The organism is Pseudomonas sp. Nvir (genome assembly GCF_963778085.1).
In the GTDB taxonomy this organism is placed as follows: Bacteria; Pseudomonadota; Gammaproteobacteria; order Pseudomonadales; family Pseudomonadaceae; genus Aquipseudomonas; species Aquipseudomonas juntendi.
Map to the genome: position 1 here is coordinate 4,807,671 of NZ_OY970405.1, position 24,297 is coordinate 4,831,967.

The 24,297-nt window shown below is 61.6% G+C and carries 22 protein-coding genes; 7 read left to right on the plus strand and 15 right to left on the minus strand.

Going from position 1 to position 24,297, the window contains the following annotated elements; all coding sequences use genetic code 11:
• Positions 1 to 24 precede the first annotated feature (24 nt).
• Both AACG97_RS23115 and AACG97_RS23120 read right to left on the minus strand, forming a co-directional pair.
• On the minus strand, positions 25 to 1,374 hold the full coding sequence (locus tag AACG97_RS23115; RefSeq protein ID WP_009684438.1) for a tryptophan--tRNA ligase: 1,350 nt from the start codon (positions 1,372 to 1,374) through the stop codon (positions 25 to 27).
• Positions 1,375 to 1,399: 25 nt separating this feature from the next.
• Positions 1,400 to 2,035 (minus strand): alpha/beta hydrolase, encoded by a 636-nt coding sequence (locus AACG97_RS23120; protein WP_009684439.1) that lies wholly within the window; start codon positions 2,033 to 2,035, stop codon positions 1,400 to 1,402.
• Between the two features lie 135 nt (positions 2,036 to 2,170).
• On the opposite strand from AACG97_RS23120, the gene AACG97_RS23125 reads away from it, so the two are divergent.
• Positions 2,171 to 2,608: a YhcB family protein gene (locus tag AACG97_RS23125; RefSeq protein WP_009684440.1), complete on the plus strand. Its 438-nt coding sequence runs from the start codon at positions 2,171 to 2,173 to the stop codon at positions 2,606 to 2,608.
• A 229-nt stretch (positions 2,609 to 2,837) separates the two neighbouring features.
• Here the strand turns inward: AACG97_RS23125 and AACG97_RS23130 are convergent, their stop codons facing one another.
• Entirely contained in the window at positions 2,838 to 4,034 is a 1,197-nt protein-coding gene (locus tag AACG97_RS23130) for a methionine gamma-lyase (RefSeq protein ID WP_047149989.1), read from the minus strand.
• Positions 4,035 to 4,161: 127 nt separating this feature from the next.
• On the opposite strand from AACG97_RS23130, the gene AACG97_RS23135 reads away from it, so the two are divergent.
• Positions 4,162 to 4,641 carry an Lrp/AsnC family transcriptional regulator gene (locus tag AACG97_RS23135; protein ID WP_009684443.1) on the plus strand — a complete coding sequence of 160 codons (480 nt, stop codon included), beginning with the start codon at positions 4,162 to 4,164 and terminating at the stop codon, positions 4,639 to 4,641.
• Between the two features lie 96 nt (positions 4,642 to 4,737).
• Here the strand turns inward: AACG97_RS23135 and cysN are convergent, their stop codons facing one another.
• From cysN to AACG97_RS23150, 3 genes are all read right to left on the minus strand, one after another.
• Positions 4,738 to 6,639 carry a sulfate adenylyltransferase subunit CysN gene (gene cysN / locus AACG97_RS23140; protein ID WP_009684444.1) on the minus strand — a complete coding sequence of 634 codons (1,902 nt, stop codon included), beginning with the start codon at positions 6,637 to 6,639 and terminating at the stop codon, positions 4,738 to 4,740.
• A 16-nt stretch (positions 6,640 to 6,655) separates the two neighbouring features.
• Complete coding sequence (gene cysD, locus AACG97_RS23145) at positions 6,656 to 7,573, minus strand: sulfate adenylyltransferase subunit CysD (protein ID WP_009684445.1); 918 nt, start codon at positions 7,571 to 7,573, stop codon at positions 6,656 to 6,658.
• A 273-nt stretch (positions 7,574 to 7,846) separates the two neighbouring features.
• Positions 7,847 to 8,605 (minus strand): Nif3-like dinuclear metal center hexameric protein, encoded by a 759-nt coding sequence (locus AACG97_RS23150; RefSeq protein WP_009684446.1) that lies wholly within the window; start codon positions 8,603 to 8,605, stop codon positions 7,847 to 7,849.
• A 168-nt stretch (positions 8,606 to 8,773) separates the two neighbouring features.
• Here AACG97_RS23150 and algW point away from each other — a divergent pair, with 168 nt between their 5' ends.
• Positions 8,774 to 9,934, plus strand: a complete 1,161-nt coding sequence (gene algW, locus AACG97_RS23155; RefSeq protein ID WP_009684447.1) for a Do family serine endopeptidase AlgW — start codon at positions 8,774 to 8,776, stop codon at positions 9,932 to 9,934.
• A 31-nt stretch (positions 9,935 to 9,965) separates the two neighbouring features.
• Here the strand turns inward: algW and AACG97_RS23160 are convergent, their stop codons facing one another.
• The 4 genes from AACG97_RS23160 to AACG97_RS23175 form a co-directional block, all read right to left on the minus strand.
• Positions 9,966 to 10,730 (minus strand): amino acid ABC transporter ATP-binding protein, encoded by a 765-nt coding sequence (locus AACG97_RS23160; RefSeq protein ID WP_003251792.1) that lies wholly within the window; start codon positions 10,728 to 10,730, stop codon positions 9,966 to 9,968.
• 10 nt (positions 10,731 to 10,740) lie between these two features.
• Entirely contained in the window at positions 10,741 to 11,838 is a 1,098-nt protein-coding gene (locus tag AACG97_RS23165; protein ID WP_009684448.1) for an amino acid ABC transporter permease, read from the minus strand.
• 10 nt (positions 11,839 to 11,848) lie between these two features.
• Positions 11,849 to 13,027 carry an amino acid ABC transporter permease gene (locus AACG97_RS23170; RefSeq protein ID WP_009684449.1) on the minus strand — a complete coding sequence of 393 codons (1,179 nt, stop codon included), beginning with the start codon at positions 13,025 to 13,027 and terminating at the stop codon, positions 11,849 to 11,851.
• A 67-nt stretch (positions 13,028 to 13,094) separates the two neighbouring features.
• Positions 13,095 to 14,123: an amino acid ABC transporter substrate-binding protein gene (locus AACG97_RS23175; protein WP_009684450.1), complete on the minus strand. Its 1,029-nt coding sequence runs from the start codon at positions 14,121 to 14,123 to the stop codon at positions 13,095 to 13,097.
• 332 nt (positions 14,124 to 14,455) lie between these two features.
• Between AACG97_RS23175 and AACG97_RS23180 the strand changes: the two genes are divergently transcribed.
• Together AACG97_RS23180 and rhlB are read left to right on the plus strand one after the other, a co-directional pair.
• Positions 14,456 to 15,112: an alpha/beta hydrolase gene (locus tag AACG97_RS23180; RefSeq protein WP_009684451.1), complete on the plus strand. Its 657-nt coding sequence runs from the start codon at positions 14,456 to 14,458 to the stop codon at positions 15,110 to 15,112.
• A 101-nt stretch (positions 15,113 to 15,213) separates the two neighbouring features.
• Positions 15,214 to 16,665 (plus strand): ATP-dependent RNA helicase RhlB, encoded by a 1,452-nt coding sequence (rhlB, locus tag AACG97_RS23185; RefSeq protein WP_009684452.1) that lies wholly within the window; start codon positions 15,214 to 15,216, stop codon positions 16,663 to 16,665.
• A gap of 163 nt (positions 16,666 to 16,828) precedes the next feature.
• On the opposite strand, the gene moaE is transcribed toward rhlB, so the two are convergent.
• The 5 genes from moaE to AACG97_RS23210 all read right to left on the minus strand — a co-directional run bounded on the left by moaE (position 16,829) and on the right by AACG97_RS23210 (position 20,931).
• The gene (gene moaE / locus AACG97_RS23190) at positions 16,829 to 17,275 is read right to left on the minus strand and encodes a molybdopterin synthase catalytic subunit MoaE (RefSeq protein WP_029887283.1); all 447 of its coding nucleotides are present in this window, start codon (positions 17,273 to 17,275) and stop codon (positions 16,829 to 16,831) included.
• 2 nt (positions 17,276 to 17,277) lie between these two features.
• Complete coding sequence (gene moaD, locus AACG97_RS23195; protein ID WP_009684454.1) at positions 17,278 to 17,523, minus strand: molybdopterin converting factor subunit 1; 246 nt, start codon at positions 17,521 to 17,523, stop codon at positions 17,278 to 17,280.
• Positions 17,523 to 17,993, minus strand: coding sequence for a cyclic pyranopterin monophosphate synthase MoaC (gene moaC / locus AACG97_RS23200; RefSeq protein ID WP_009684455.1), 471 nt, complete (start codon positions 17,991 to 17,993; stop codon positions 17,523 to 17,525). Before moaC ends, moaD begins: the two co-directional genes overlap by 1 nt.
• A gap of 137 nt (positions 17,994 to 18,130) precedes the next feature.
• A complete protein-coding gene (locus tag AACG97_RS23205; RefSeq protein WP_009684456.1) occupies positions 18,131 to 19,525 on the minus strand; it encodes a PhoH family protein in 1,395 nt (464 codons plus the stop codon).
• 278 nt (positions 19,526 to 19,803) lie between these two features.
• The gene (locus AACG97_RS23210; RefSeq protein ID WP_009684457.1) at positions 19,804 to 20,931 is read right to left on the minus strand and encodes a polysaccharide deacetylase family protein; all 1,128 of its coding nucleotides are present in this window, start codon (positions 20,929 to 20,931) and stop codon (positions 19,804 to 19,806) included.
• 137 nt (positions 20,932 to 21,068) lie between these two features.
• Here AACG97_RS23210 and yaaA point away from each other — a divergent pair, with 137 nt between their 5' ends.
• Positions 21,069 to 21,848: a peroxide stress protein YaaA gene (gene yaaA / locus AACG97_RS23215; protein ID WP_009684458.1), complete on the plus strand. Its 780-nt coding sequence runs from the start codon at positions 21,069 to 21,071 to the stop codon at positions 21,846 to 21,848.
• A gap of 1,128 nt (positions 21,849 to 22,976) precedes the next feature.
• The gene (locus AACG97_RS23220; RefSeq protein WP_009684459.1) at positions 22,977 to 24,293 is read left to right on the plus strand and encodes a nucleotide sugar dehydrogenase; all 1,317 of its coding nucleotides are present in this window, start codon (positions 22,977 to 22,979) and stop codon (positions 24,291 to 24,293) included.
• Positions 24,294 to 24,297: the final 4 nt, after the last annotated feature.

Sequence of the window (24,297 nt, forward strand, 5' to 3'; positions counted from 1 at the left end):
CAATTGGAGTTGCGGCGAATTGCCTCAGTCCTGTTGTGGGGCCAGGGCTTCGTGCAGGCTTCGAATGGCTGCATCCCGCCCTTCAGCGCTGGCGAACTGCGGCCCGTCGGCAACCTGTTCACCGTTGAGCCACAAGCCGAAACCCAGGCCCTGCACACGCACATCGGCCTCAGCACCCTGCTGCAGTTGCTTGCTCACCGCACCTGCACTCTTGCCGTCGGCAAAGCTGCGCGACAACAGCAGTTGCTCACCGTCGGCGGCCAGCAGGCGGAAGCGGAAGCTGCCGTCCTCATCACGGAAGCTGACGAAACGCGCGCTCTTGGCGGCCTTTTTCTTCACTTCGGTACTGGTTTGCACGCTGCTGCGGAACGAGCGCAGGCCAACCGCCTCGCGCAGTTGCTCCAGGAACGGGGTGGCAATCTTGCGGGCCTTGGCGGCCCCCGCCAGCAGGATATCCTCAAGGTCGGCCGGGCGCGCGATCAGCTGGTGGTAGTGCTCGCGTTTTTCCGCCAACTGGCCGTCCAGCAACTGGAACAGGCGCTGCTTGGCATCGCCCCAGCCCAGGCCCTGCAACAACTCGTCGCGGAATCCGGCGCACTGTTCTGGCGTAGCGAAGGCCTGGTAGAGGGTGAACAGGTGCGAAGTGTCCGGGTCCTTGGCTTCGCCAGGCGCACGCGAATCGGTCACGATGCGCGAGATGGCGTCTTTCATGTCCTTGGCGCTGGTGAACAACGGAATGGTGTTGTCGTAGCTCTTGGACATCTTGCGCCCGTCCAGGCCCGGCAGGGTCGCCACGCTTTCTTCGATCACCGCCTCTGGCAGGGCGAAGAAGTCCCTGCCTTGGCCGAACAGGTGGTTGAAACGCTGACCGATGTCCCGGGCCATTTCCACGTGCTGGATCTGGTCGCGGCCCACCGGCACCTTGTTGGCATTGAACATAAGGATGTCGGCCGCCATCAGCACCGGGTAGCTGAACAAGCCCATGGTCACGCCGGCATCCGGGTCTTCACCGGCTTCCACGTTCTTGTCCACCGAGGCTTTGTACGCATGTGCACGGTTGAGCAGGCCCTTGGCCGCAACGCAGGTCAGCAACCAGGTCAACTCGGGGATTTCGGGAATATCGGACTGGCGGTAGAAGGTCACCTTGTCGGCGTCCAGGCCACCGGCCAGCCAGGTGGCGGCGATTTCCAGGCGCGAGCGCTGGATGCGCAGCGGGTCGTCGCACTTGATCAGCGCGTGATAGTCGGCCAGGAAATAGAACGAGTCGACACCGGGCTGCTGGCTGGCACGGATCGCCGGGCGGATGGCGCCGGCGTAGTTGCCCAGGTGCGGAGTGCCGGTGGTGGTGATACCGGTAAGAATGCGCGTGGTCATGGGTGTTCGCTTATTCAGGCTTGGCTCAGTTCGAAAGGCGCGGCAGCAGCAGATCCTTGAGATCGGTCAGCTTGCCATGAAAGAAGTGTCCGCATTCTGCCACTTTCAGCAGCTCATGGGGGCGCGACAGGCTGTCGGACCAATCGTAAACCAGCTGCGGCGCGACCACTTCATCGGCCTCCGGCTGCACCACGGTGATCGGGCATTGCTGTGGCAGGGGGAATTCGTCGGTCAGGCGCATTACCGCTGGGGCAATCATGAACAAGTGCTGCAGGCTCACCCCGCCCGCCTCCAGGCGGCCAGCCAGGCTGGTGGCAACGAAGCCGCCGAACGAGAAGCCCATCAGCACCAGCGGCAATTGCCGGTGCTTATCGCGCAGCCAGGCCGCAGCAGCCTCGGCATCGGCCACTTCGCCTGCGCCCATGTCGTGGCTGCCAGCGCTCTGCCCAACGCCCCGGTAGTTGAACCGCAGGGTCACATAGCCGGCGTCACGGGCGGTGCGCTGCAGGGTCGAGACCACCTTGTTGAGCATGGTGCCGCCCTGAACCGGGTTGGGGTGGCAGATCAGCACCGCGCCGCGGGCATCGGCCACGTCCAGGTACAAGGCTTCCAACTGGCCACTGGGGCCATCGATGAACAAGGGGGTTTCGCGGACAAGCAAGGCACTACTCCGTGACCTCGGGGTGGGTCGTTTCGTCTAGGTGAGGAATTCTGTTCTGATTTGCGATCGCTCGCGGTATACAGCGCAGGTCTGAGCCGTTAACGTAAAGCAAAGCCGTTTATAGAGGAAGGACTCGTGGAACTCTCGCTCCTTGTTTGGTTGTTGCCGACCTTGGCCCTGGTCATTGGCGTGGTCGTCGGTTTCGTCGTGGCTCGCCTGCTGCCCAATGCCGCGCCCAGCAGCACGCAGCGCCAGCTGGATGAAATGCAGAAACGCTTCGACAACTACCAGAACGAAGTGGTTACCCACTTCAACAGCACTGCAGTACTGGTCAAGAAGCTGACCCAGAGCTACCAGGATGTCCAGGACCACCTGGCCGACGGTGCCAACACCCTGGCGCTGGACGAACTGACCCGCCAGCGCCTGCTGGCCGCCCTGCACTCCGAAGGTGCGCATGGCCCCCGTGATCGCCTGACCCCGCCGAAGGACACTGCCGAAGTGCCGCGCGATTATGCGCCAAAGGTGCCGAATTCCCCGGGCATGCTCGACGAGAGCTACGGGCTCAAGCGTTGATTCGCTGAACATGAAGAAGGCCTCGCGAGAGGCCTTTTTTGTGGGCAGCCCAGGTACGCCACAGCATTTGTAATCTGCGCAATATCTGTGGGAGCGGGCGTGCCCGCGAACACCGGCGTAGCCGGTGCCAGCCACCGCGCTGGATTCTTCGCGGGCACGCCCGCTCCCACAGGACCCTGCTAAATCAATAAGTTATGTACTGTTCTACGGAACGGCCAGCCCAAACAACCTAGCTGCAAGCCTGCAATGCCTGCTCGACATCCGCCAGCAGGTCTTCCACATCCTCCAACCCCACCGACAAGCGCACCAACCCCTCCGAGATCCCGTGATGCGCCCGCTCCTCTGGCGTATAGCTGGAATGGGTCATGCTCGCCGGGTGCTGCGCCAACGATTCGGCATCCCCCAGGCTAACCGCCCGGGCAAACAGCTGCAGTGCGTTCATGAACCTGCGCCCGGCCTCGATGCCACCCTTGAGCTCAAAAGCAATCATCCCGCCCGGCAAACGCATCTGCCGCTGCGCCAGCTCGTATTGGGCGAACGATGGCAAGCCCGGGTAGTGGATAAGCTCGACCTGAGGCTGCCGAGCCAGGAACTGCGCCACCTCCAGTGCGTTGGCGCAGTGGCGGTCCATGCGCAGTGCAAGGGTCTTGATCCCGCGCATCAATAAAGCCGCGTCATGCGGGGACAGCACCGCCCCGGTCATGTCTTTCAGCCCTTCCAGACGAATACGGTCGACCAGCGCCTTGCGCCCCACTACCAACCCCGCGGTGATATCACCATGGCCACTGAGATACTTGGTCGCCGAATGCACCACCAGGTCCGCCCCCAGCGCCAGTGGCCGCTGCAGGTAGGGCGTGCAATAGGTGTTGTCGACCACGATATGCAAGTCATGCCCACGGGCCACGTCGGCGACCGCCGCGATATCCACCAGCTGCATGTTGGGATTGGCTGGCGTTTCAAAGTAGATCATGCGTGTCTTGCGGGTGATGGACGCCCTTAAAGCCTTGGCGTCATTGAGGTCGACGTGACGGACCTTCACCCCGAACTGGCCAATGCCGTGATGCAGAAACGCAAAGGTGCACCCATACAAGGTATGCCCCACGATCAGTTCGTCGCCGGGGCGCAGCAGGGTCCAGATCGTCGAGGTAATCGCGCCCATCCCCGACGCCAGCGCCAAGCCTGCCTCACCACCCTCCAGCGAAGCCATGCGCTCCTCCAGCAGCGCCAACGTGGGGTTGGAGATGCGGCTGTAGAAATGCCCTGCCACGTCCCCGGCAAAGCACGCTGCGCCGTGTTCAACAGTGGGAAAGGCATAGGTGGCGGTCTGGTAAACCGGCGGCACCAGCGCGCCACTATGGGACAGCGGGTCGTAGCCGTGGTGGATGGCTCGCGTGGAAAAACCGGTGTTGTTATGGGAGTCGCGCATGGCAACAGCCTCTTGTGGTTTGCTATAAGCTTATGCCACCGAGCTGCCCGAATTTTTCCAAAGTAGCCCACATAGCGGCCTGCTTGGTGGAAAGAAAACAACAATCAAACAAGCAGGAGGGCAAAACATGCCTTCGAGCCTCGATCGCACCGACCGCGCCTTGCTGGCCGCCCTGCAGGACAACGCCCGCCTCACCGTTGCCGAACTCGCCGACCAGGTGGCACTGACCACCTCGCCCTGCTGGCGCCGCGTCAAACTGCTGGAGGACAACGGCTACATCACCGGTTACCAGGCCGTGCTCTCGCCCAAGTCACTGGGCTTCGGCGTCACTGCATTTGTCAGCATCATGATGGACTCGCACACCAAGGACATGGCCCTGGCGTTCGAGCAGCGGCTGATGGAAATTCCCGAAATCGTCGCCTGCCACAACATCTCTGGGCGCTACGACTTTCTGCTGGAGATTCTGGCGAGGGACCTGGAATCGTTCGGCGAATTCACCCGCGAGGTGCTGCAGCGGTTGCCGGGGGTGAAGGAGATCTATTCGAGCTTTTCCTACAAGGCCGTCAAGGAGCGCCGGGTAATTCCTGTATCGGAACACCACATCTGAACGGCAAGCACGCCCCCCTGGCGCATCACCAGGCGTGAGACAACCTGCACAAAAAAACCCCGCCGGAGCGGGGTTTTTGGTAGTGCAGGCCAGCGCTTAGATCGCACCACGCTGACGCAGTACGTCCAACACCTGTTTAACGCCTTCGTCCACGCTGGTGGCCTGGGTGTCGATCACCAGGTCGGCATCCAGCGGCACATCGAACGGGAAGCTTTCGCCCGGGATGTTGTCGCCACCGGCAGCGTACAGGCCCTGTGGGTCACGCTCGCGGCAAACCAGTGGGGACGCCTGGACGTAAACCGTTACCAGGCGATCCTTGCCGATCAGCGCCTTGGCCTGTTCGCGGCCTTCGGCATCCGGGGCAACGAACGCCGCCAGGGTCAGCATGCCGGCTTCGTTGAACTGGCGCGCCACATGGGCGGCACGGCGCCAGTTTTCGGTGCGGCCAGCGCGGTCCTGCGGCAGGCCCTTGTTCAGGTCATGGCGCAGGTTCTGCCCGTCGAGCACGTACACTGCACGGCCCATGTCGAACAGCTTGCGCTCAACGGCATAGGCCAGGGTGCTCTTGCCGGCGCCAGAAAGGCCACTGAACAGCACGGTGGCTGGCTGCTGACCGAAACGCAGGGCGCGCTCCTCGGTAGACACGTGGGCCTGCTTGCCATGCTGGCCGGTGCTGCCATGCGGCAAGACTGGCTGGGCGATGATCATGCCGGCGCCGACGGTGCCGTTGGTGAGGCGGTCGATGACGATGAACGCGCCGGTTGTGCGGTTGCTGTCGTAACCGTCCAGGGCAATGGCGCTGTCCAGGGATACCTTGACGCGGCCAATCTCGTTCAGCTGCAGGGCGCTGGCGGCGTCCTTCTCGAGGGTGTTCACATCAACCTTGTGGGTGATGCTGGCAATCGAGCCCGGCACGTAGCTGGTGGCGCGCTTGATGTCGTACTTTTTGCCCGGGAGCATCGGCTCTTCGGCCATCCACACCAGCATGGCGTCGAACTGGTCAGTGACCGGCGGCACGTTGTCGGCATGCACCAGCAGGTCGCCACGGGAGATGTCGATCTCATCTTCCATGGTCAGGGTCACGGCCTGGCCTGGGCCGGCGCTTTCCAGTTCACCTTCATAGGTGACGATGGACTTGACCCGGCTGCTCTTGCCCGACGGCAGTACGACAATTTCGTCGCCCTTGTGCACCACGCCGCTGGCGAGGGTGCCGGCAAAACCGCGGAAGTTCAGGTTCGGCCGGTTGACGTACTGCACCGGGAAACGCAGGTCGGTGAAGTTGCGGTCAGCCGACACTTCGACGGTTTCGAGGATTTCCATCAGGGTCGGGCCGGTGTACCACGGCGATTGTTCGCTGTGGTTGACCACGTTGTCACCCTTGAGCGCCGACATCGGCACGAAGTGCAGGCTGCTCGGGGTCAGGTTGATGGCTTCGGCAAACTTCAGGTAGTCCGCCTTGATGGCCTCGAAGACGCCTTCATCGAAGCCCTTCAGGTCCATCTTGTTGACCGCGACCACGATGTGCTTGATGCCCAGCAGCGACGCGATGTAGCTGTGGCGGCGGGTCTGGGTCTGCACGCCATAGCGGGCATCGACCAGGATGATCGCCAGGTCACAGGTTGATGCGCCGGTGGCCATGTTGCGGGTGTACTGTTCGTGGCCCGGGGTGTCGGCGATGATGAACTTGCGCTTGGCGGTGGAGAAATAGCGGTAGGCGACATCGATGGTGATGCCCTGCTCACGCTCGGCCTGCAGGCCGTCTACCAGCAGCGCCAGGTCGACCTCTTCGCCGGTGGTGCCAGACTTTTTCGAATCGCGGGTGATGGCCTCGAGGTGGTCCTCGTAGATCATCTTGGAGTCGTGCAACAGGCGCCCGATCAGGGTGCTCTTGCCGTCATCCACGTTGCCGCAGGTGAGGAAACGCAGCAGTTCTTTACGCTCGTGCTGAGCCAGATAAGCGAGGATGTCTTCGCTGATCAAATCGGATTGGTGCGACATGGAGTAACCCTGAAAATTAGAAGTAGCCCTGACGTTTCTTGTCTTCCATGGAACCGGCGCCATCGTGGTCGATGACCCGGCCCTGGCGCTCGGAAGTGCGCGTCAGGAGCATTTCCTGAATGATGTCGGTGAGCGTTTCGGCCTCCGACTCGACAGCGCCCGTGAGCGGGTAGCAGCCGAGGGTACGGAAACGCACCTTCTTCTTGACGATGCGGGCTTTCTCTTCCTCGGAGAGGTGTTCGAGGATGCGCTCGTCGTCGATCATGATCAGGGTGCCGTTCTTCTCGATGACTTCACGCTCGGCAGCGAAGTACAGCGGCACGATCGGGATGCCTTCGAGGTAGATGTACTGCCAGATGTCCAGTTCGGTCCAGTTCGACAGCGGGAAGACGCGGATCGACTCACCTTTGTTGACCTTGCCGTTGTACACGTTCCACAGCTCGGGGCGCTGGTTCTTCGGGTCCCAGCGGTGCTTGCTGTCACGGAACGAGTACACACGCTCCTTGGCCCGCGACTTCTCTTCGTCGCGGCGAGCACCACCAAAGGCGGCGTCGAAACCATGCTTGTCCAGCGCCTGTTTCAGGCCCTGGGTCTTCATGATGTCGGTGTGCTTGGAGCTGCCATGGGTGAACGGGTTGATGCCCTGCGCCACACCCTCGGGGTTGACGTGGGTGATCAGCTCCAGGCCCATTTCCTCGACCATCTTGTCGCGGAACCTGTACATCTCCTGGAATTTCCACTGGGTGTCGACGTGCATGACCGGGAACGGCAGCTTGCCCGGGAAAAAGGCCTTGCGCGCCAGGTGCAGCATCACGGCGGAATCCTTGCCGATCGAGTACAGCATCACCGGGTTGTCGAACTCGGCGGCCACCTCGCGGATGATGTGGATGCTTTCCGCCTCCAGCTGTTTCAAGTGCGTCAGTTTGTCGACCATGGCTACTCACGAAAAACGATCTTATGGACGGCCTGCGGGCCGTGTTCGAGCGGGTCACTGTATCACAGCGGCTGCTTCTATTTAGGCGGCCAGCTAGATCGAAAAAGTCTAACGATATGACTGGGTGTTAGGCTGATGCCTGTTCAATTAAGCGTTACTGGGGCTGCTTTGCAGCCCTTCGCGGGCACGCCCGCTCCCACACGTTTGCCGCTGAACTCGAGAAATGCGCGATCCCCTGTGGGAGCGGGCGTGCCCGCGAAGGGGCCAGTGAGGTCAGATCGGGTTCGGGCAATCGATGAACAGGTGTTCCACGGCAAACCGCCGCGCCAGGTAATCACCCAGCGCCTGCACCCCATACCGCTCGGTGGCATGGTGCCCGGCAGCGATGAAGCTGACGCCATTCTCCCGCGCACTGTGGTAGGTCTGCTCCGATGCCTCACCGGTCAGGTACAGGTCTACCCCGGCGGCAATCGCCGTGTCGATATAGCCCTGCCCGCCCCCGGTACACCAGCCGACCCGGCGGATCATTTCGTCGCCTTCGACCAGCAGCGGCTCACGCCCCAGCACCTCCTGCACGCGCCGGGCAAAATCGCGGGCGGTCACCGGCTCGGCCAGCGAACCGACCAGCCCGACCACCTTGGGGTTCTCCGGGTCAAGCGGCCCTTCGACGGTAATCTCCAGTTGCCGCGCCAGCTGCACGTTGTTGCCCACCTCAGGGTGTACATCCAGCGGCAAGTGGAATGCCAGCAGGCTGATGTCGTTGTTCAGCAAGGTTTTCAGGCGGCGTTGGCGGATGCCGGTGATGCAGGGGTTTTCGCCCTTCCAGAAGTAGCCGTGGTGCACCAGCACCAGGTCGGCTTCGGCCTCGACCGCGGCATCCAGCAACGCCTGGCTGGCGGTGACACCGCTGACGATACGGCTGACCTGCGGCCGGCCTTCGACCTGCAGGCCATTGGGGCAGTAGTCCTGGATCCTGGCGCTGCCCAGGTAACGCTCGGCTTCTTCAACCAGGGTGTTTAGCGCGACGGCCATGAAAATCTCCTCGAAAACTGCACACTCCCCAGGCACAACGCACAGGGAACGCCCGTATAATGCCGGCCATTATGGGCCGTCGCCGGCACTGGGGGAACCGGTGTATGATCGCGCGCGCTCATGCCCCACCGCGCGGCCACTGGCCCCCGCTCTTTTCAGGACTCGTTCATGTTCAAGGCTTTGCGTTACTTTGGCTGGCCCCTGCTTACCGGCGTATTGATCGCCGTGCTGATCATCCAGCGGTTTCCGGAATGGGTCGGCCTGCCCAGCCAGGACGTCAACCTGCAGCAGGCACCGCAGACCACGAAGATCATGCAGGGCCCGGTATCCTACGCCGACGCCGTGACCCTCGCGGCCCCGGCGGTGGTCAACCTGTACACCACCAAGGTGGTCAACAAGAGCGCCCACCCGCTGTTCGAAGACCCGCAGTTCCGCCGCTTCTTCGGCGACAACCTGCCCAAGCAGCGCCGCTGGGAATCGAGCCTGGGCTCGGCAGTGATCATGAGCCCCGAGGGCTATCTGCTGACCAACAACCACGTCACCAGTGGCGCCGACCAGATCGTGGTGGCCTTGAAGGATGGCCGCGAGACCCTGGCCCGGGTCATTGGCAGCGACCCGGAGACCGACCTGGCGGTATTGAAGATCGACCTGAAGAACCTGCCCGCCATCACCATTGGCCGCTCCGACACCATCCATATCGGTGACGTGACGCTGGCCATCGGCAACCCGTTCGGCGTTGGCCAGACCGTGACCATGGGCATCATCAGCGCCACCGGCCGCAACCAGTTGGGCCTGAACAACTACGAAGACTTCATCCAGACCGACGCCGCGATCAACCCGGGCAACTCCGGTGGTGCGCTGGTCGATGCCAACGGCAACCTGGTCGGCATCAACACGGCCATTTTCTCCAAGTCTGGTGGCTCGCAGGGCATTGGCTTCGCCATCCCGGTCAAGCTGGCACTGGAGGTGATGAAGTCGATTGTCGAGCACGGCCAGGTGATCCGCGGCTGGCTGGGTATCGAAGTGCAGCCACTGAGCCAGGAACTGGCCGAGTCGTTCGGCATGAAGGACCGCCCAGGCATCGTGGTTGCAGGCATCTTCCGCGAAGGGCCGGCGGCCAAGGCCGGGCTGCAGCTGGGGGACGTGATCTTGAGCATCAACGGCGAACCGGCAGGTGACGGGCGCAAGTCGATGAACCAGGTGGCGCGGATCAAACCGAACGAAAAGATCACCATCGAGGTGATGCGTAACGGGCAGCAGCTCAAACTGGTGGCCGAGGTGGGGCTGCGGCCGCCACCGGCACCCGCTGCCCCACAAGAAGAGAAGTAAACATCGGGGCCGCTTTGCGGCCCCGGCTGTATCAATGCAGGATCTGGCTGAGGAACAACTTGGTCCGGTCGCTACGCGGCCGGTCGAAGAAGTCATCCGGTGCCGCCTGCTCGACGATTTCACCTTTATCCATGAAGATCACCCGGTTGGCCACGGTGCGGGCAAAGCCCATCTCGTGGGTCACGCAGAGCATGGTCATGCCATCTTCGGCCAGACCCACCATGGTATCGAGCACTTCCTTGACCATCTCCGGGTCCAGGGCCGAAGTGGGTTCGTCGAACAGCATGATTTTCGGCTTCATGCACAACGCCCGGGCAATCGCCACGCGCTGCTGCTGGCCACCAGACAACTGCCCCGGGTACTTGTGCGCCTGCTCCGGGATACGTACCCGCTCCAGGTAATGCATGGCAATCTCTTCGGCCTTGCGGCGCGGCATCTTGCGCACCCACATCGGCGCCAAGGTGCAGTTCTCCAGAATGCTCAGGTGCGGGAACAGGTTGAAGTGCTGGAACACCATGCCCACTTCACGGCGGATCGCCTCGATCTGCTTGAGGTCGTTGGTCAGCTCCACGCCATCGACCACGATGCGCCCCTGCTGGTGTTCTTCCAGGCGGTTGAGGCAACGGATGGTGGTGGACTTGCCCGAGCCGGACGGCCCGCACAGCACGATACGCTCGCCCTGGCGAACATTGAGGTTGATGTCCTTGAGCACATGGAACTGACCGTACCACTTGTTCACACCCTGCATCTGGATGATCCCTTCGGGGCCGGCAGGCTGCTTGATCGCTTCACTCATTTCGAAACTCCTAACGCTTGTGGCCAGTGTCCAGCTTGCGCTCCAGGTGCATGGAGTAGCGGGACATACCGAAACAGAAAATCCAGAACACCAGAGCAGCGAAAACGTAGCCCTCGGTAGCCATACCCAGCCAGGCCGGGTCGGCGGCGGCTTGCTTGACACTGTTCAGCAGGTCGAACAGGCCGATGATGATCACCAGGCTGGTGTCCTTGAACAGGGCAATGAAGGTGTTGACGATGCCAGGGATCACCAGCTTGAGCGCCTGCGGCAGGATCACCAGGCCCATCGCCCGCCAGTACCCCAGGCCCATGGCTGCGGCCGCTTCGTACTGGCCCTTGGGGATGGCTTGCAGGCCACCGCGTACCACTTCGGCGACATAGGCCGACTGGAACAGGATCACGCCGATCATCGCCCGCAGCAGCTTGTCGAAGCTCATGCCCTCAGGCAGGAACAACGGCAGCATCACCGAAGACATGAACAGCACGGTGATCAGCGGCACGCCGCGCCAGAACTCGATGAAGGTCACGCACACCACCTTCACCGCCGGCATCCTCGAACGCCGCCCCAAGGCCAGCAGAATGCCCAGGGGCAAAGCGCCGACGATGCCCACGGTGGCGATCACCAAGGTCAGCATCAGCCCGCCCCACTGGCTGGTGGACACGTTGCTCAGGCCCAGCAGGCCACCGTGCAACAAGGTGTAGGCCAGCAGCGGGTAAAGCACCAGGAAGCCCAGGCCATAGAGGGCCTTGCGCGGGAAGCGCTTGATGAACAACGGCGCTGCGCCAAGCACTGCCAGCCATACCGTCAGGTCGACCCGCCAGCGCAGCTCGACGGGGTAGTAGCCGTACATGAACTGGCCGAAGCGCTGCTGCACGAACACCCAGCAGGCGCCGTCCTTGGTGCAGTCGGCGCGGGTGGTGCCAACCCAGTTGGCGTCGATCAGTGCCCACTGCAACAGCGGTGGCACGATCAGCCAGATCAGGTAGAGGGCAAACAGGGTCAACAGGGTGTTCAACCAGCTGGAGAACAGGTTGGTACGCATCCATGCGAGTACGCCGACGGTTTTCACCGGTGGCGGCATATCGGGTTTGAAAACATGGGCATTCACAGGCGTATCCTCACCGCTCGATCAGCGCAATGCGCTTGTTGTACCAGTTCATCAGCAGCGAAATGCTGATGCTGATGGCGAGATAGACACTCATGGTGATGGCGATCACCTCGATGGCCTGGCCGGTCTGGTTGAGCACGGTACCGGCGAACAGCGAGACCATCTCCGGGTAGCCGATGCCGGCCGCCAGCGACGAGTTCTTCGCCAGGTTCAGGTACTGGCTGGTCAGTGGCGGAATGATCACCCGCAAGGCCTGGGGGATGATCACCTTGCGCAAGGTTGGCCCTTCGCGCAGCCCCAGCGAGCGCGCCGCCTCGGTCTGGCCGTGGCTGACCGAACGGATGCCCGAGCGCACGATCTCGGCGATGAAGGCGGCGGTATAGATCGTCAGCGCCAGGGTCAGCGCCAGCAATTCGGGGATCAGCACCCAGCCACCGACGAAGTTGAAGCCCTTGAGCTGCGGTGCCTCCCACGTGACCGGGCAGCCGAACAGCAGCACGCTCAGGCCTGGAATGACCAGCAACAGCGCCAGCGCGGCCCAGAACTTGTGGAACGGTACACCGGTCTCGTCGAAGCGTTTGTTGGCCAGGCGCACCATCAGCCAGACCGCCCCCACCGCCACCGCCAACGCCGCGACAAATGGCCAGAAACCGTCCGCCATGGAGGCACCAGGCATGTTCAGGCCACGGTTGCTGATGAAGAACAGGTCGTTGAGGTTGATGCTGCCCCGCGGTCCCGGCAGGGTCAGGAATACGGCGAAGTACCAGAACAGGATCTGCAGCAGCGGCGGAATGTTGCGGAAGGTCTCCACGTACACCGTCGCCAGCTTGTTGATCATCCAGTTCGGCGACAAGCGTGCCACACCGATGATGAAACCCAGGATGGTCGCCAGGATGACGCCAATGAAGGTGACCAGCAGGGTGTTGAGCAGGCCGATGACGAACACCCGTGCATAGCTGTCCGATTCCACATAGGGGATCAGGTGCTGGGCGATGCCGAAGCCGGCACTGCGATCGAGGAAGTCGAAGCCCGAGGTGATACCCCGGTGTTGCAGGTTGGTTTGCGTATTGTGAAACAGGTACCAGCCCAGACCGACCACGAAAACGATGGTGAGAATCTGGAACAGCCACGCGCGCACACGTGGATCGCTCAGGGATAAACCCTTTTGTGCGCCAATATGATTTTGCATGAAGTGCCCCGGAAAATAGGGATTCGAACAACCTGCGGCGGCCGGATGCCGCCGCAGGGTGCAGCCATCAGCGCACAGGTGGCGCGTACTGGATGCCGCCGTTGTTCCACAGGGCGTTCATGCCACGGTCGATCTTCAGGTCGGTACCTTGGCCCAGGTTCTTCTCGAACACTTCGCCGTAGTTGCCGACTTGCTTGACGATCTGCACTACCCAGTCTTTGGGCAGCTTGAGGTCCTTGCCGTACTCGCCGTCCGCACCCAGCAAGCGGGCCACGTCAGGGTTCTTGGTAGCTTTGGCTTCAGCCTCGACGTTCTTCGAGGTGATGCCCGCCTCTTCGGCGTTGAGCATGGCGAACAGGGTCCACTTGACGATGCTGAACCAGTCTTCGTCGCCTTTGCGCACCACCGGGCCGAGTGGCTCCTTGGAGATGGTTTCCGGCAGCACCACATATTCGGTCGGTGCGGCCAGCTTGGAGCGCTGGGCAAACAGCTGCGACTTGTCGGACGTCAACACATCGCAACGACCGGACTCCAGCGACTTGGCGCTTTCGTCAGAGGTATCGAAGGTGATCGGGGTGTACTTCAGGCCATTGGCCCGGAAGAAGTCCGACACGTTCAGTTCGGTGGTAGTCCCTGCCTGGATGCAGATGGTCGCGCCATCGAGCTCCTTGGCACTGGAAACACCGAGCTTCTTGTTGACCAGGAAACCGACGCCGTCATAGTAGGTGACACCGGTGAACACCAGGCCCATGCCGGCATCGCGCGAGCTGGTCCAGGTGGTGTTGCGCGACAGCACGTCAACTTCACCCGATTGCAGGGCCGTGAAGCGTTCCTTGGCGTTGAGCTGGCTGAACTTGACCTTGTTGGCGTCGCCGAACACGGCAGCGGCCACGGCGCGGCAGACATCGGCGTCGATACCGATGATCTTGCCTTGTGCATCAGGTACCGAGAAGCCTGGAAGACCGTCGCTCACGCCACACTGGACGAAGCCCTTCTTCTTTACCGCATCAAGGGTGGCGCCGGCCTGGGCATTGCTCACGGCGCCCAGCGCGGCGGCAGCGGTCAGGACTGCCAGGGTGGTTTTCAACACTTTCATTCACAACCTCCAAATCGCTCTTGTTGTATCGAGCCGGAATTGCACCGCACCCTTTTGAGGCATGTCCGACCCGTATTGGCTAGTTATTGGGTCAATTGGCGCAATGGGCTGTTCTATGACAGCCTTCGCGTACAAAGGGTGTTACCGTCACGGCCCGCCCTTTGCATCGCACCTTGAACTGCAAAGCGCGTACCAAATGTTTTGGCTGGAGCGTTTAAGCGTTCGTCAAGTAGGGAAAGTTGTATCGTTGCGACATTCTTTTTCAGGCAATCCTGTACAGCGCTTTTTTTTAACGCACACAACACGATCACCCGCACTCTTTCGGAGCAGTCATGACCAACCCGCTGATTCTCGAACCACAGAAAACCGCTGATGCCTGTGTGATCTGGTTGCACGGCTTGGGAGCCGACCGTTACGACTTCCTACCCGTAGCCGAATTCATGCAGGAGCGTTTGACCAGCACTCGCTTCGTGATGCCCCAGGCACCCACCCGCCCGGTGACCATCAATGGCGGCTATGCCATGCCCAGCTGGTACGACATCAAGGCCATGACCCCGGCCCGCGCCATAGACGAGGCTCAGTTGGAGGAGTCGGCCGAGCAAGTGGTGGCGCTGATCAAGGCGGAGCAGGCCAAAGGCGTCAGCTTGTCGCGCATCTTCCTCGCCGGTTTCTCCCAGGGCGGCGCGGTGGTGTTGCACACTGCCTATATAAAGTGGCAAGAGGCGCTGGGTGGGGTCATCGCCCTGTCCACCTACGCCCCCACCTTCAATGACCAACACCAGCTCAGTGCCTGCCAGCAACGCACCCCGGCCCTGTGCCTGCATGGCGTGCACGACCCGGTGGTGATCCCGGCCATGGGCCGCACCGCCTTCGAGTACCTGAACACCTGGGGCGTAGCTGCCCGCTGGCACGAATATCCAATGGAACACGAGGTAGTGGTCGAAGAGTTGAGCGACATCCACGACTGGCTGGCAAAGCAACTGCAATGAGCCAAGGCCGCCTGTAGTTGTAAGGCTATTCCACTACGCCACGCCCGATTCTTGCATTACACTGCCCGGCGTACATTCCTTAATCAGTTGATGAGACGATCGTGCTCAAGGCACTCAAGAAAATATTCGGCAAGGGAGAGGCTGCACCACAGGCCGCCGCTCCTGCTGCCAGTGTGACGCCGCCTGCGCCGGCACCCGCCAGCGAGGCGCAACCGGCGGCCCCACGCGCCAACCCTACCCCCAAGGCAGAATCGCCTGTTGCCGCAACGCCAGTGGCCGACAAGCCGGCCAAGGACAAACCACGTCGCGAGCGCAAGCCCAAGCCCCAGGCCAGCCTGTGGAAACTGGAAGACTTCGTGGTCGAGCCGCAGGAGGGCAAGACCCGCTTCCACGACTTCAAGCTGTCCAGCGAGGTGATGCACGCGATCCACGACCTGGGCTTCCCCTACTGCACGCCGATCCAGGCGCAGGTGCTGGGTTACACCCTGCGTGGCCAGGATGCCATCGGCCGTGCCCAGACCGGCACCGGCAAAACCGCAGCGTTTCTGATCTCGATCATTTCCCAGCTGCAGCAGACCCCTGCACCCAAAGAGCGCTACATGGGTGAGCCGCGGGCGCTGATCATCGCGCCAACCCGCGAGCTGGTGGTACAGATCGCCAAGGATGCTGCGGCGCTGACCAAGTACACCGGCCTGAACGTCATGAGCTTCGTCGGCGGCATGGACTTCGACAAGCAGCTCAAGGCCCTGGAAGCGCGCCACTGCGACATCCTGGTGGCTACACCGGGCCGCCTGCTGGACTTCAACCAGCGGGGCGAGGTGCACCTGGACATGGTTGAAGTGATGGTGCTGGACGAAGCCGACCGCATGCTCGACATGGGCTTCATTCCGCAAGTGCGCCAGATCATTCGCCAGACGCCGCCCAAAAGCGAGCGCCAGACCCTGCTGTTCTCGGCCACGTTCACCGAGGACGTGATGAACCTGGCGAAGCAATGGACCACCAACCCGGCCATCGTCGAGATCGAACCGGAGAACGTGGCCAGCGAAACGGTCGAGCAGCATGTCTATGCGGTGGCCGGCAGCGACAAGTACAAGCTGCTGTACAACCTGGTGACCCAGAACCGCTGGGAACGGGTGATGGTGTTCGCCAACCGCAAGGACGAAGTGCGGCGCATCGAGGAAAAACTGGTGCGCGACGGCATCAACGCCGCCCAATTGTCGGGCGACGTGCCGCAACACAAGCGTATTCGTACCCTGGAGAACTTCCGCGAAGGGCGCATCACCGTTCTGGTCGCCACCGACGTGGCCGGGCGCGGGATCCACATCGACGGCATCAGCCACGTGATCAACTTCACCCTGCCAGAGGACCCGGACGACTACGTGCACCGCATTGGCCGTACCGGCCGTGCCGGCACCAATGGCGTATCGATCAGCTTTGCCGGGGAAGATGACTCGTATCAGCTGCCGGCGATCGAAGAGCTGCTGGGGCGCAAGATCAAATGCGAGATGCCGCCGGATGAGCTGCTGAAGCCGGTGCCGCGCAAGCATCACTGACCCGTGGCTGGGAATACATATCCCCCTGTAGGAGCGGCCTTGTGTCGCGATAGGGCCGCACAGCGGCCCTAGGATTTCAGCTTCAACGCATCAATTGCCGGGGCCGCTTTGCGGCCCTATCGCGACACAAGGCCGCTCCTACAAACGGCGGGCGCCCCCTTGACTACCAGCGCCCTGCGGCATCCAGGTCACTCTGCCTGCCTTCCACCCACCTCGGCCCTTCCTGGGTATTTTCCTTCTTCCAGAACGGTGCCCGGGTCTTCAGGTAGTCCATGATGAAGTTGCAGGCATCGAACGCTGCCTGCCGATGGGCACTGGCCACGCCGACGAACACGATTGGCTCACCCGGCTCCAACGCACCGACGCGGTGCAACACCTGCACTTTCAACAACGGCCAGCGCTGCTCGGCCTCGGCCACGATCTTGGCCAGGGCCTTTTCGGTCATGCCCGGATAGTGTTCAAGGAACATGCCTGCCACTTCGCGGCCATCATTGAAGTCCCGCACATAGCCGACAAAGCCGACCACAGCGCCTACCCCCACGTTGGCCGCATGCATGGCATTGGTCTCGACGCCCGGGTCGAACGCGTGTTCCTGCACTCGCACTGCCATGCTCAGCCCCCCGTCACCGGCGGGAAGAACGCCACTTCATCGCCCTCTTCCAACGGCTCATCCAGCTTGCACAGTTCTTCGTTGCGGGCGCACATCAGGTTCTGCTCGCCCAGCAGTTCATAGGCCCCACCCTTGCCCAGCAATGCCCGGCGCACATCGTCGACAACCTTGAACTCACCCTCCATCCGCTCGGCATCCACGCCCAGCAACTCACGGTAACGCGCGAAGTACATCACTTTGACTTTCATCACGCCTGCACCTTGTAGTGGCCGCTCTTGCCGCCCAGCTTTTCCAGCAGGCGGACCTGCTCGATGACCATGCCTTTATCCACAGCCTTGCACATGTCATAGATCGTCAGCGCAGCGACGCTAGCGGCGGTCAGTGCCTCCATTTCCACACCGGTTTGCCCGGCCAGCTTGCAGCGGGCGAGGATCCGCACCGCGTTCTCGCCCTCCGCGCTGAGTTCCACCTTGACGCTGGTGAGCATCAGCGGGTGGCACAGCGGTATCAGGTCGCTGGTCTTCTTCGCCGCCTGGATGCCGGCAATGCGCGCCACGGCGAACACATCGCCCTTGGGGTGTTCGCCGTCGACGATCATCTGCAGGGTCTGCGGCAACATGCGCACCCGCGCCTCGGCGGTGGCCTCGCGCTCGGTCACGGCCTTTTCAGTGACGTCGACCATGTTGGCCCGCCCCTGGGAATCAAGATGTGTCAGCACTGCTCTGCTCCTGTGAAGGGAGCCTGCAGTGTAAACCTGTGGGTCAGGTTTGAGCAGAGGTATGTGTCGGCAGGTCTGGCCGCTGTATGAACACACTCGTGGAGATGCCGGGCAGCGGGCTGCCCGGCGACAGGGTTTTACAGATGCGACTCGGCGTACTCGGCCAGTACCGAGCGTGGCACACCCTGCAGGGTGATGTGCACGCCATGGGGGAAGTCCTTGAAGCGCTCGGTCAGGTAGGTCAGGCCCGAGCTGGTCGCGGACAGGTAGGGGGTATCGATCTGCGCCAGGTTGCCCAGGCAGACCACCTTGGACCCGGAACCGGCACGGGTGATGATGGTTTTCATCTGATGCGGCGTCAGGTTCTGGCACTCGTCGATCAGGATCAGGCTCTGCTGGAAGCTGCGGCCGCGAATGTAGTTCAACGACTTGAACTGCAGCGGCACGCGCTCGAGGATGTATTCGACGCTGCCATGGGTGCTTTCATCATCCATGTGCAAGGCTTCGAGGTTGTCGGTAATGGCGCCCAGCCACGGCTCCATCTTCTCTGCTTCGGTACCCGGCAGGAAGCCGATCTCCTGGTCCAGCCCCTGCACGCTGCGGGTGGCGATGATGCGCCGGTAGCGTTTGCTGACCATGGTCTGCTCGATGGCAGCTGCCAGGGCCAGGATGGTCTTGCCGGAACCGGCAGCACCGGTCAGGTTGACCAGGTGAATGTCCGGGTCGAGCAAGGCGAACAGCGCCAGGCTCTGATGGATGTCCCGCGGCTTCAGGCCCCAGGCCTCCTGGTGCAGCAGTGGCTCCTGGTGCAGGTCGAGCAGCAGCAACTCGTCGTCGCGGATACCCTTCACCCAGCCGACGAAGCCCTGGTCGTCAATGATGAACTCGTTGACGTGAACGGCCGGCAGGGTGTCGATCATGTGCACACGATGCCAGGTCCGGCCGCGCTCCTGGCGGGTATCGACCTTGCTGACCCGGTCCCAGAACGAACCGCTGACCGAGTGGTAGCCCTTGGACAGCAAGGACACATCATCGACCAGTTGGTCGGTGCTGTAGTCCTCGGATGCGATGCCGCAAGCGCGCGCCTTCAAGCGCATGTTGATGTCTTTGGTGACCAGCACCACGTCCAGGTCGGGGCGCCGGCTGCGAACGTCCAGCAGGGTGTTGATGATGATGTTGTCGTTGAGGTGCTCCGGCAACAACTTGCCAGGCTCGTTGCGTGGGCTCATCAGGATCGAAAGAAAGCCTTTGGCCCCACTCTTGTTGCGCTGGATCGGCACGCCCTGCTCGACATCACTGGGCGAAGCGTCCCCGAGGGTCTGGTCGATCAGGCGGATGGCCTGCCGGCACTCTGCGGCGATGGTCTGTTTACCGGTCTTGAGCTTGTCGAGTTCCTCCAGCACCGTCATCGGGATGGCGACGTGATGCTCCTCGAAGTTGAGTAATGCGTTGGGGTCGTGAATCAGGACGTTGGTATCGAGCACATAGAGGATTGGCTTGCTGGAGGAAGGGGTGCGTCCTTGGTCATCCATACTCGGTCACCTTATGTCGAAGCCGCACGGCGTGGTCTGTTACGCCGCAGAGTGACTGCCGTGTCCCCGTATCCGCGTTGTTACGGGCGGGGAGCAACCTGGCCAGGAGGGTCTGGATGACGCCACCTGTGCTGCAGGGATCGGCTGTCTGGTTTCTTCATACCGCAAAAGCCATGACCGGAAAAAGCATTTTTACGTGTTTTTGAAGTTTATTTTTCCGATTGACGATAAGGCCTTGGCGGCAGGCCCAGACACGACTACGCTCAGAAGTGGTACCTCTATTCGCTGTACCCATAGGCCCGGCAATCTTCCCAGCCGATACCGCTCTGGGCGGTACTGCGCAGCAACCACTCCACCGCCGGTTGCGCCTTGGCCAGGCTGTCATGCAGCTGGATAACCCCCTTGCGCCACAACAGCATCAGGGTCAGCACGCGTTGCGCCGAGGCTTCGGCAGTCAGTGCAGTGTCATCCTGCGCGTCGATATCCCACAACGACACCCGCAACTGCTGGCTGGCCATGAACGCCTCGCCATCGGCCCGGCGTTGCCCGTAAGGGGGGCGGAACAGCGGCACGTACTGCTCCGGCAGGTCGGCCTGGACGCGGGCCTGGCTGCGCCGCAGCGAGTCCTGCCAATCGACCCACTGTGCATGCGAGCGGTACTCCCAGCCCTGAATACCCACGCACTGGCCGCGATAAAGCCTGGCCACGGTGTTCGGCATGCCGGCATCCCGGCGCTGCTGCAGGCGGTTGCCAAGCACGAAGAAGGTACCCGCCAGCTTTTGCCGGCGCAGGTAATCGGCCAGCAGGTCGGTACTGCCGCCGTCAGGCCCCGGGCCACCGACGAAGGTCAGCAGGAACATGCGATCGTTCAGGCGTTCACCATCGAGCTCCCGTGCAGATAGCCGCTCCACCTCGCTGCTGGTCTGGGGCAGCAGCGCAGCTTTGCGCAGCTGTTCGTCCAGGTAGCGGCTGTGGAACTGGTGGCTGGGCTCTACCCACCCGGCATAGAACGCGCCGACATCGGTGGCGAACGTCGCCGCCTGGGTACGCAGATCCGCCATGGACTCAACGGCATAGCAGAACGACGCATCCTGCTCGCAGCTGCGTTGCGCCTGTTGGTAGCCTGCCCATAACCGCTGCCACATGCGCGCCCGCAGTTGGCGAACCTTCTGCAGGTTGATCTGCCGCAAGCCCAGCCGCGCCGCCAGCGTCGCATCATCGAGCAGCTCGCTTTCATGCAGTACCCGGGCGAACGACAGAATCTCCGCCCGCGAAGCCACATCGAACAACGCCGGGCTGTTCAGTTGCTCGGGCCACAGGCTGCGATCAAAACTGACCGCGGCTGTGGGGGCGGCTTGCACGGCCAGGCTCAATAGCGCGGCCAGCGCGGCAAAGGCGATGCGCACGGTAAAAGGCTCCGTCACGGCAAAACGCGAACTATAGCGTTAGAACCGGCCATGGTCTGTGACTATTGTCACCATAGTTTGGACTTGCACCGCCCAGCCCGTAGAATCCCAGGCCAACGATGCCAGGAGCCGACCCGATGCTGACGGTGATTTCCCCCGCCAAGACCCTCGACTACGATACCCCGCCGGTAACCGAGCGCTTCACCCTGCCCCAGTACCTGGATGATTCCCAGGTGTTGATCCAGCAACTGCGAACCCTGTCGCCGGCGCAAATCAGCGAGCTGATGCACCTGTCCGACAAGCTCGCCGGCCTGAACGCCGCACGCTTCGGCAGCTGGTCTCCGGACTTCAGCCCAGCCAATGCCAAGCAGGCGCTGCTGGCGTTCAAAGGTGACGTGTACACAGGCCTTGCTGCCGAAACCCTGGGTGAGGACGACTTCAGCTACGCACAAGACCACCTGCGCATGCTCTCCGGCCTGTACGGCCTGCTGCGCCCCCTCGACCTGATGCAGCCCTACCGGCTGGAAATGGGCACCAAGCTGGCCAATGCCCGCGGCAAGGACCTGTACGCCTTCTGGGGTACACGCATCAGCGAATGGTTGAACCAGGCCCTGGCCGCTCAGGGCGATGACGTGCTGTTGAACCTGGCCAGCAATGAATACTTCAGCGCAGTGAAACGCAGCGCCCTCAAGGCGCGGGTGATCAATGTCGACTTCAAGGACTTGAAGAACGGCCAGTACAAGATCATCAGCTTCTACGCCAAGAAAGCCCGCGGCATGATGAGCCGCTTTGTCATCGAGCAGCGCATCAACGATCCAGAGCAGCTCAAGCAGTTCGATGTCCAGGGTTACTACTACTGTGCCGAACAGTCCAAGCCAGATCACCTGGTGTTTCTGCGCGATCACCCGGGCGAGTAGACCCGCCGATACCGCTTCGCGGCTTGAGCCGCTCCTGCAACCTCCACAGGGCACCCGCAGGAACGGCTTAAGCCGCGAGCACCGGCAAGGCCAGAGCTCGCCTCCACCGCCTCCAGGGCAGCTGTACATACCCGCTTTCCAAAATGATCGCTTCCACCTCTCGGGCAAAGCCACCCCCTGCCGTAACCGATACCCTCCTCGCCGGCTGGCCGTCTTCGCCGCGCCATACGGCGTAATGTGCACTCGCATGATCCACCCGCGGCAGCAAGTTGAAACGCTGAAAGATAAACCGATCAGCTGATTGCGCATGACCGCACGGTGATCAGCACTGGTTGCTGTCACGTATGTCATTTATCAGGGCTCGGCCGCTGCACCGGCGGTCAAGCAGGCCGAGCAGGTTCAGCAAGGTGAGACTTCATTATCGTCATTTTTATGACGCCAAAAAAACCTTACATCAGCGTGTAAACACCGGCGCCGGTGCGACCGTTCGTACCTTTTCTGACGAAATCTGAAAAAATTTTCCGATGCTGGCATTAAAACATCTCGCAACAGTTTCGCCCTTGATACATCGGGGGCAAACAGGCGCGTGCTATCAAATTGAAATTGTCAGCAGCTTAATAAATATTTAGAAATCTTTCATCAAGACAAAACCCGTTCAGGAACTTCTCATATCAACTACCGCTCATAGAGCCGTAACGAATTTCCTGCCCACGGGTTGTGAGAGATGACTTACAGATGACAATGGCAAGGTATCCACTACCTGCCACAACATACAGACAGGCCGCCCGGCTAACGCCCAAGTGCCTGTCCTTGCAGGAGACACGCGTCCCGTACAAATCGTCCTAGTGGTTGATTTCAAAGGATTTATCCCACTTGAAAAACAAGCACAGCAAAGCGCCGCGTAGCGCCTTGCATTAAAGACGGCTGCATGACAGGGCACGTTTTTATTACTTGGCTTTTAAATGCCTAATTTGAGTGCATAACTTTTCGTGCACTCCGGACTTATGTTGCCTGCGCTCGGTGAAGTGTGCATTCGCCATGAACCCGTGCGCCTGAAAACTGCTGTTAATCAACCCAGCCCGGCACTCCACGGAGGCGTCGGCGTGATAAACACATGAGGTGATAGCGATGCGTATCAGCATCTTTGGTTTGGGTTATGTGGGTGCAGTCTGTGCAGGCTGCCTGACGGCGCGTGGCCATGAAGTAATCGGTGTGGACGTGTCCAGCACCAAGATCGACCTGATCAACCAGGGCAAGTCGCCGATCGTCGAACCTGGCCTGGAAGCACTGTTGCAACAAGGCATCGCCAATGGTCGCCTGCGCGGCACCACCGACTTCGCCGAGGCCATTCGCGCCAGCGATGTATCGATGATCTGTGTGGGCACCCCCAGCAAGAAAAACGGTGACCTGGGCCTGGAATACATCGAGTCGGTGTGCCGGGAAATCGGCTATGTGCTGCGCGACACCACGCGCCGCCATACCATCGTGGTGCGCAGCACCGTGTTGCCAGGCACCGTCAAGAACGTGGTGATCCCGATCCTCGAAGATTGCTCGGGCAAAAAGGCCGGCGTTGACTTCGGCGTCGCGGTGAACCCGGAATTCCTGCGTGAAAGCACTGCAATCAAGGACTACGACCAGCCACCGATGACCGTCATCGGCGAACTGGACAGCGCCAGCGGCGACATCCTCCAGGCGCTGTACGAAGAACTCGACGCCCCGGTCATCCGCAAGCCGATCGAAGTGGCCGAGATGATCAAATACACCTGCAACGTGTGGCATGCCACCAAGGTCACCTTCGCGAACGAGATCGGCAACATCGCCAAGGCTGTCGGTGTGGATGGCCGTGAAGTGATGGACGTGGTCTGCCAGGACAAGGTGCTCAACCTGTCGCAGTACTACATGCGCCCCGGCTTTGCCTTCGGCGGCTCGTGCCTGCCGAAGGACGTGCGCGCCCTGACCTACCGTGCCGCCAGCCTGGACGTGCGTGCCCCGCTGCTCGACTCGCTGATGCGCAGTAACGAATCGCAGGTGCAAAACGCCTTCGAACTGATCGAAGCCCACGACAAACGCAAGGTCGCCCTGCTTGGCCTGAGCTTCAAAGCCGGCACCGACGACCTGCGCGAAAGCCCACTGGTGGAGCTGGCCGAACGCCTGATCGGCAAGGGCTACCAACTGGATATCTACGACGAGAACGTCGAATACGCCCGCGTTCATGGAGCCAACAAAGACTACATCGAATCGAAGATCCCGCACGTATCGTCGCTGCTCAACGGTGACTTCCACAAGGTCATCGACAACGCCGACATCATCGTTCTGGGCAACCGTGACGAGCAGTTCCGTGCCCTTGCCCAGCAAGTACCGGCCGGCAAACAAGTAATCGACCTGGTCGGCTTCATGAGTGAACCGACCAGCGCAGCCAGCCGCACCGAAGGCATCTGCTGGTAAGCCC

Coding starts and splice junctions, on each gene's coding strand:
- AACG97_RS23115 (WP_009684438.1), bottom strand. CDS start 1,374: ATGACCACGCGCATTCTTACCGGTATCACCACCACCGGCACTCCGCAC.
- AACG97_RS23130 (WP_047149989.1), bottom strand. CDS start 4,034: ATGCGCGACTCCCATAACAACACCGGTTTTTCCACGCGAGCCATCCAC.
- AACG97_RS23135 (WP_009684443.1), top strand. CDS start 4,162: ATGCCTTCGAGCCTCGATCGCACCGACCGCGCCTTGCTGGCCGCCCTG.
- cysN (WP_009684444.1), bottom strand. CDS start 6,639: ATGTCGCACCAATCCGATTTGATCAGCGAAGACATCCTCGCTTATCTG.
- cysD (WP_009684445.1), bottom strand. CDS start 7,573: ATGGTCGACAAACTGACGCACTTGAAACAGCTGGAGGCGGAAAGCATC.
- AACG97_RS23150 (WP_009684446.1), bottom strand. CDS start 8,605: ATGGCCGTCGCGCTAAACACCCTGGTTGAAGAAGCCGAGCGTTACCTG.
- algW (WP_009684447.1), top strand. CDS start 8,774: ATGTTCAAGGCTTTGCGTTACTTTGGCTGGCCCCTGCTTACCGGCGTA.
- AACG97_RS23160 (WP_003251792.1), bottom strand. CDS start 10,730: ATGAGTGAAGCGATCAAGCAGCCTGCCGGCCCCGAAGGGATCATCCAG.
- AACG97_RS23170 (WP_009684449.1), bottom strand. CDS start 13,027: ATGCAAAATCATATTGGCGCACAAAAGGGTTTATCCCTGAGCGATCCA.
- AACG97_RS23175 (WP_009684450.1), bottom strand. CDS start 14,123: ATGAAAGTGTTGAAAACCACCCTGGCAGTCCTGACCGCTGCCGCCGCG.
- AACG97_RS23180 (WP_009684451.1), top strand. CDS start 14,456: ATGACCAACCCGCTGATTCTCGAACCACAGAAAACCGCTGATGCCTGT.
- moaE (WP_029887283.1), bottom strand. CDS start 17,275: ATGGCAGTGCGAGTGCAGGAACACGCGTTCGACCCGGGCGTCGAGACC.
- moaD (WP_009684454.1), bottom strand. CDS start 17,523: ATGAAAGTCAAAGTGATGTACTTCGCGCGTTACCGTGAGTTGCTGGGC.
- AACG97_RS23205 (WP_009684456.1), bottom strand. CDS start 19,525: ATGGATGACCAAGGACGCACCCCTTCCTCCAGCAAGCCAATCCTCTAT.
- yaaA (WP_009684458.1), top strand. CDS start 21,069: ATGCTGACGGTGATTTCCCCCGCCAAGACCCTCGACTACGATACCCCG.
- AACG97_RS23220 (WP_009684459.1), top strand. CDS start 22,977: ATGCGTATCAGCATCTTTGGTTTGGGTTATGTGGGTGCAGTCTGTGCA.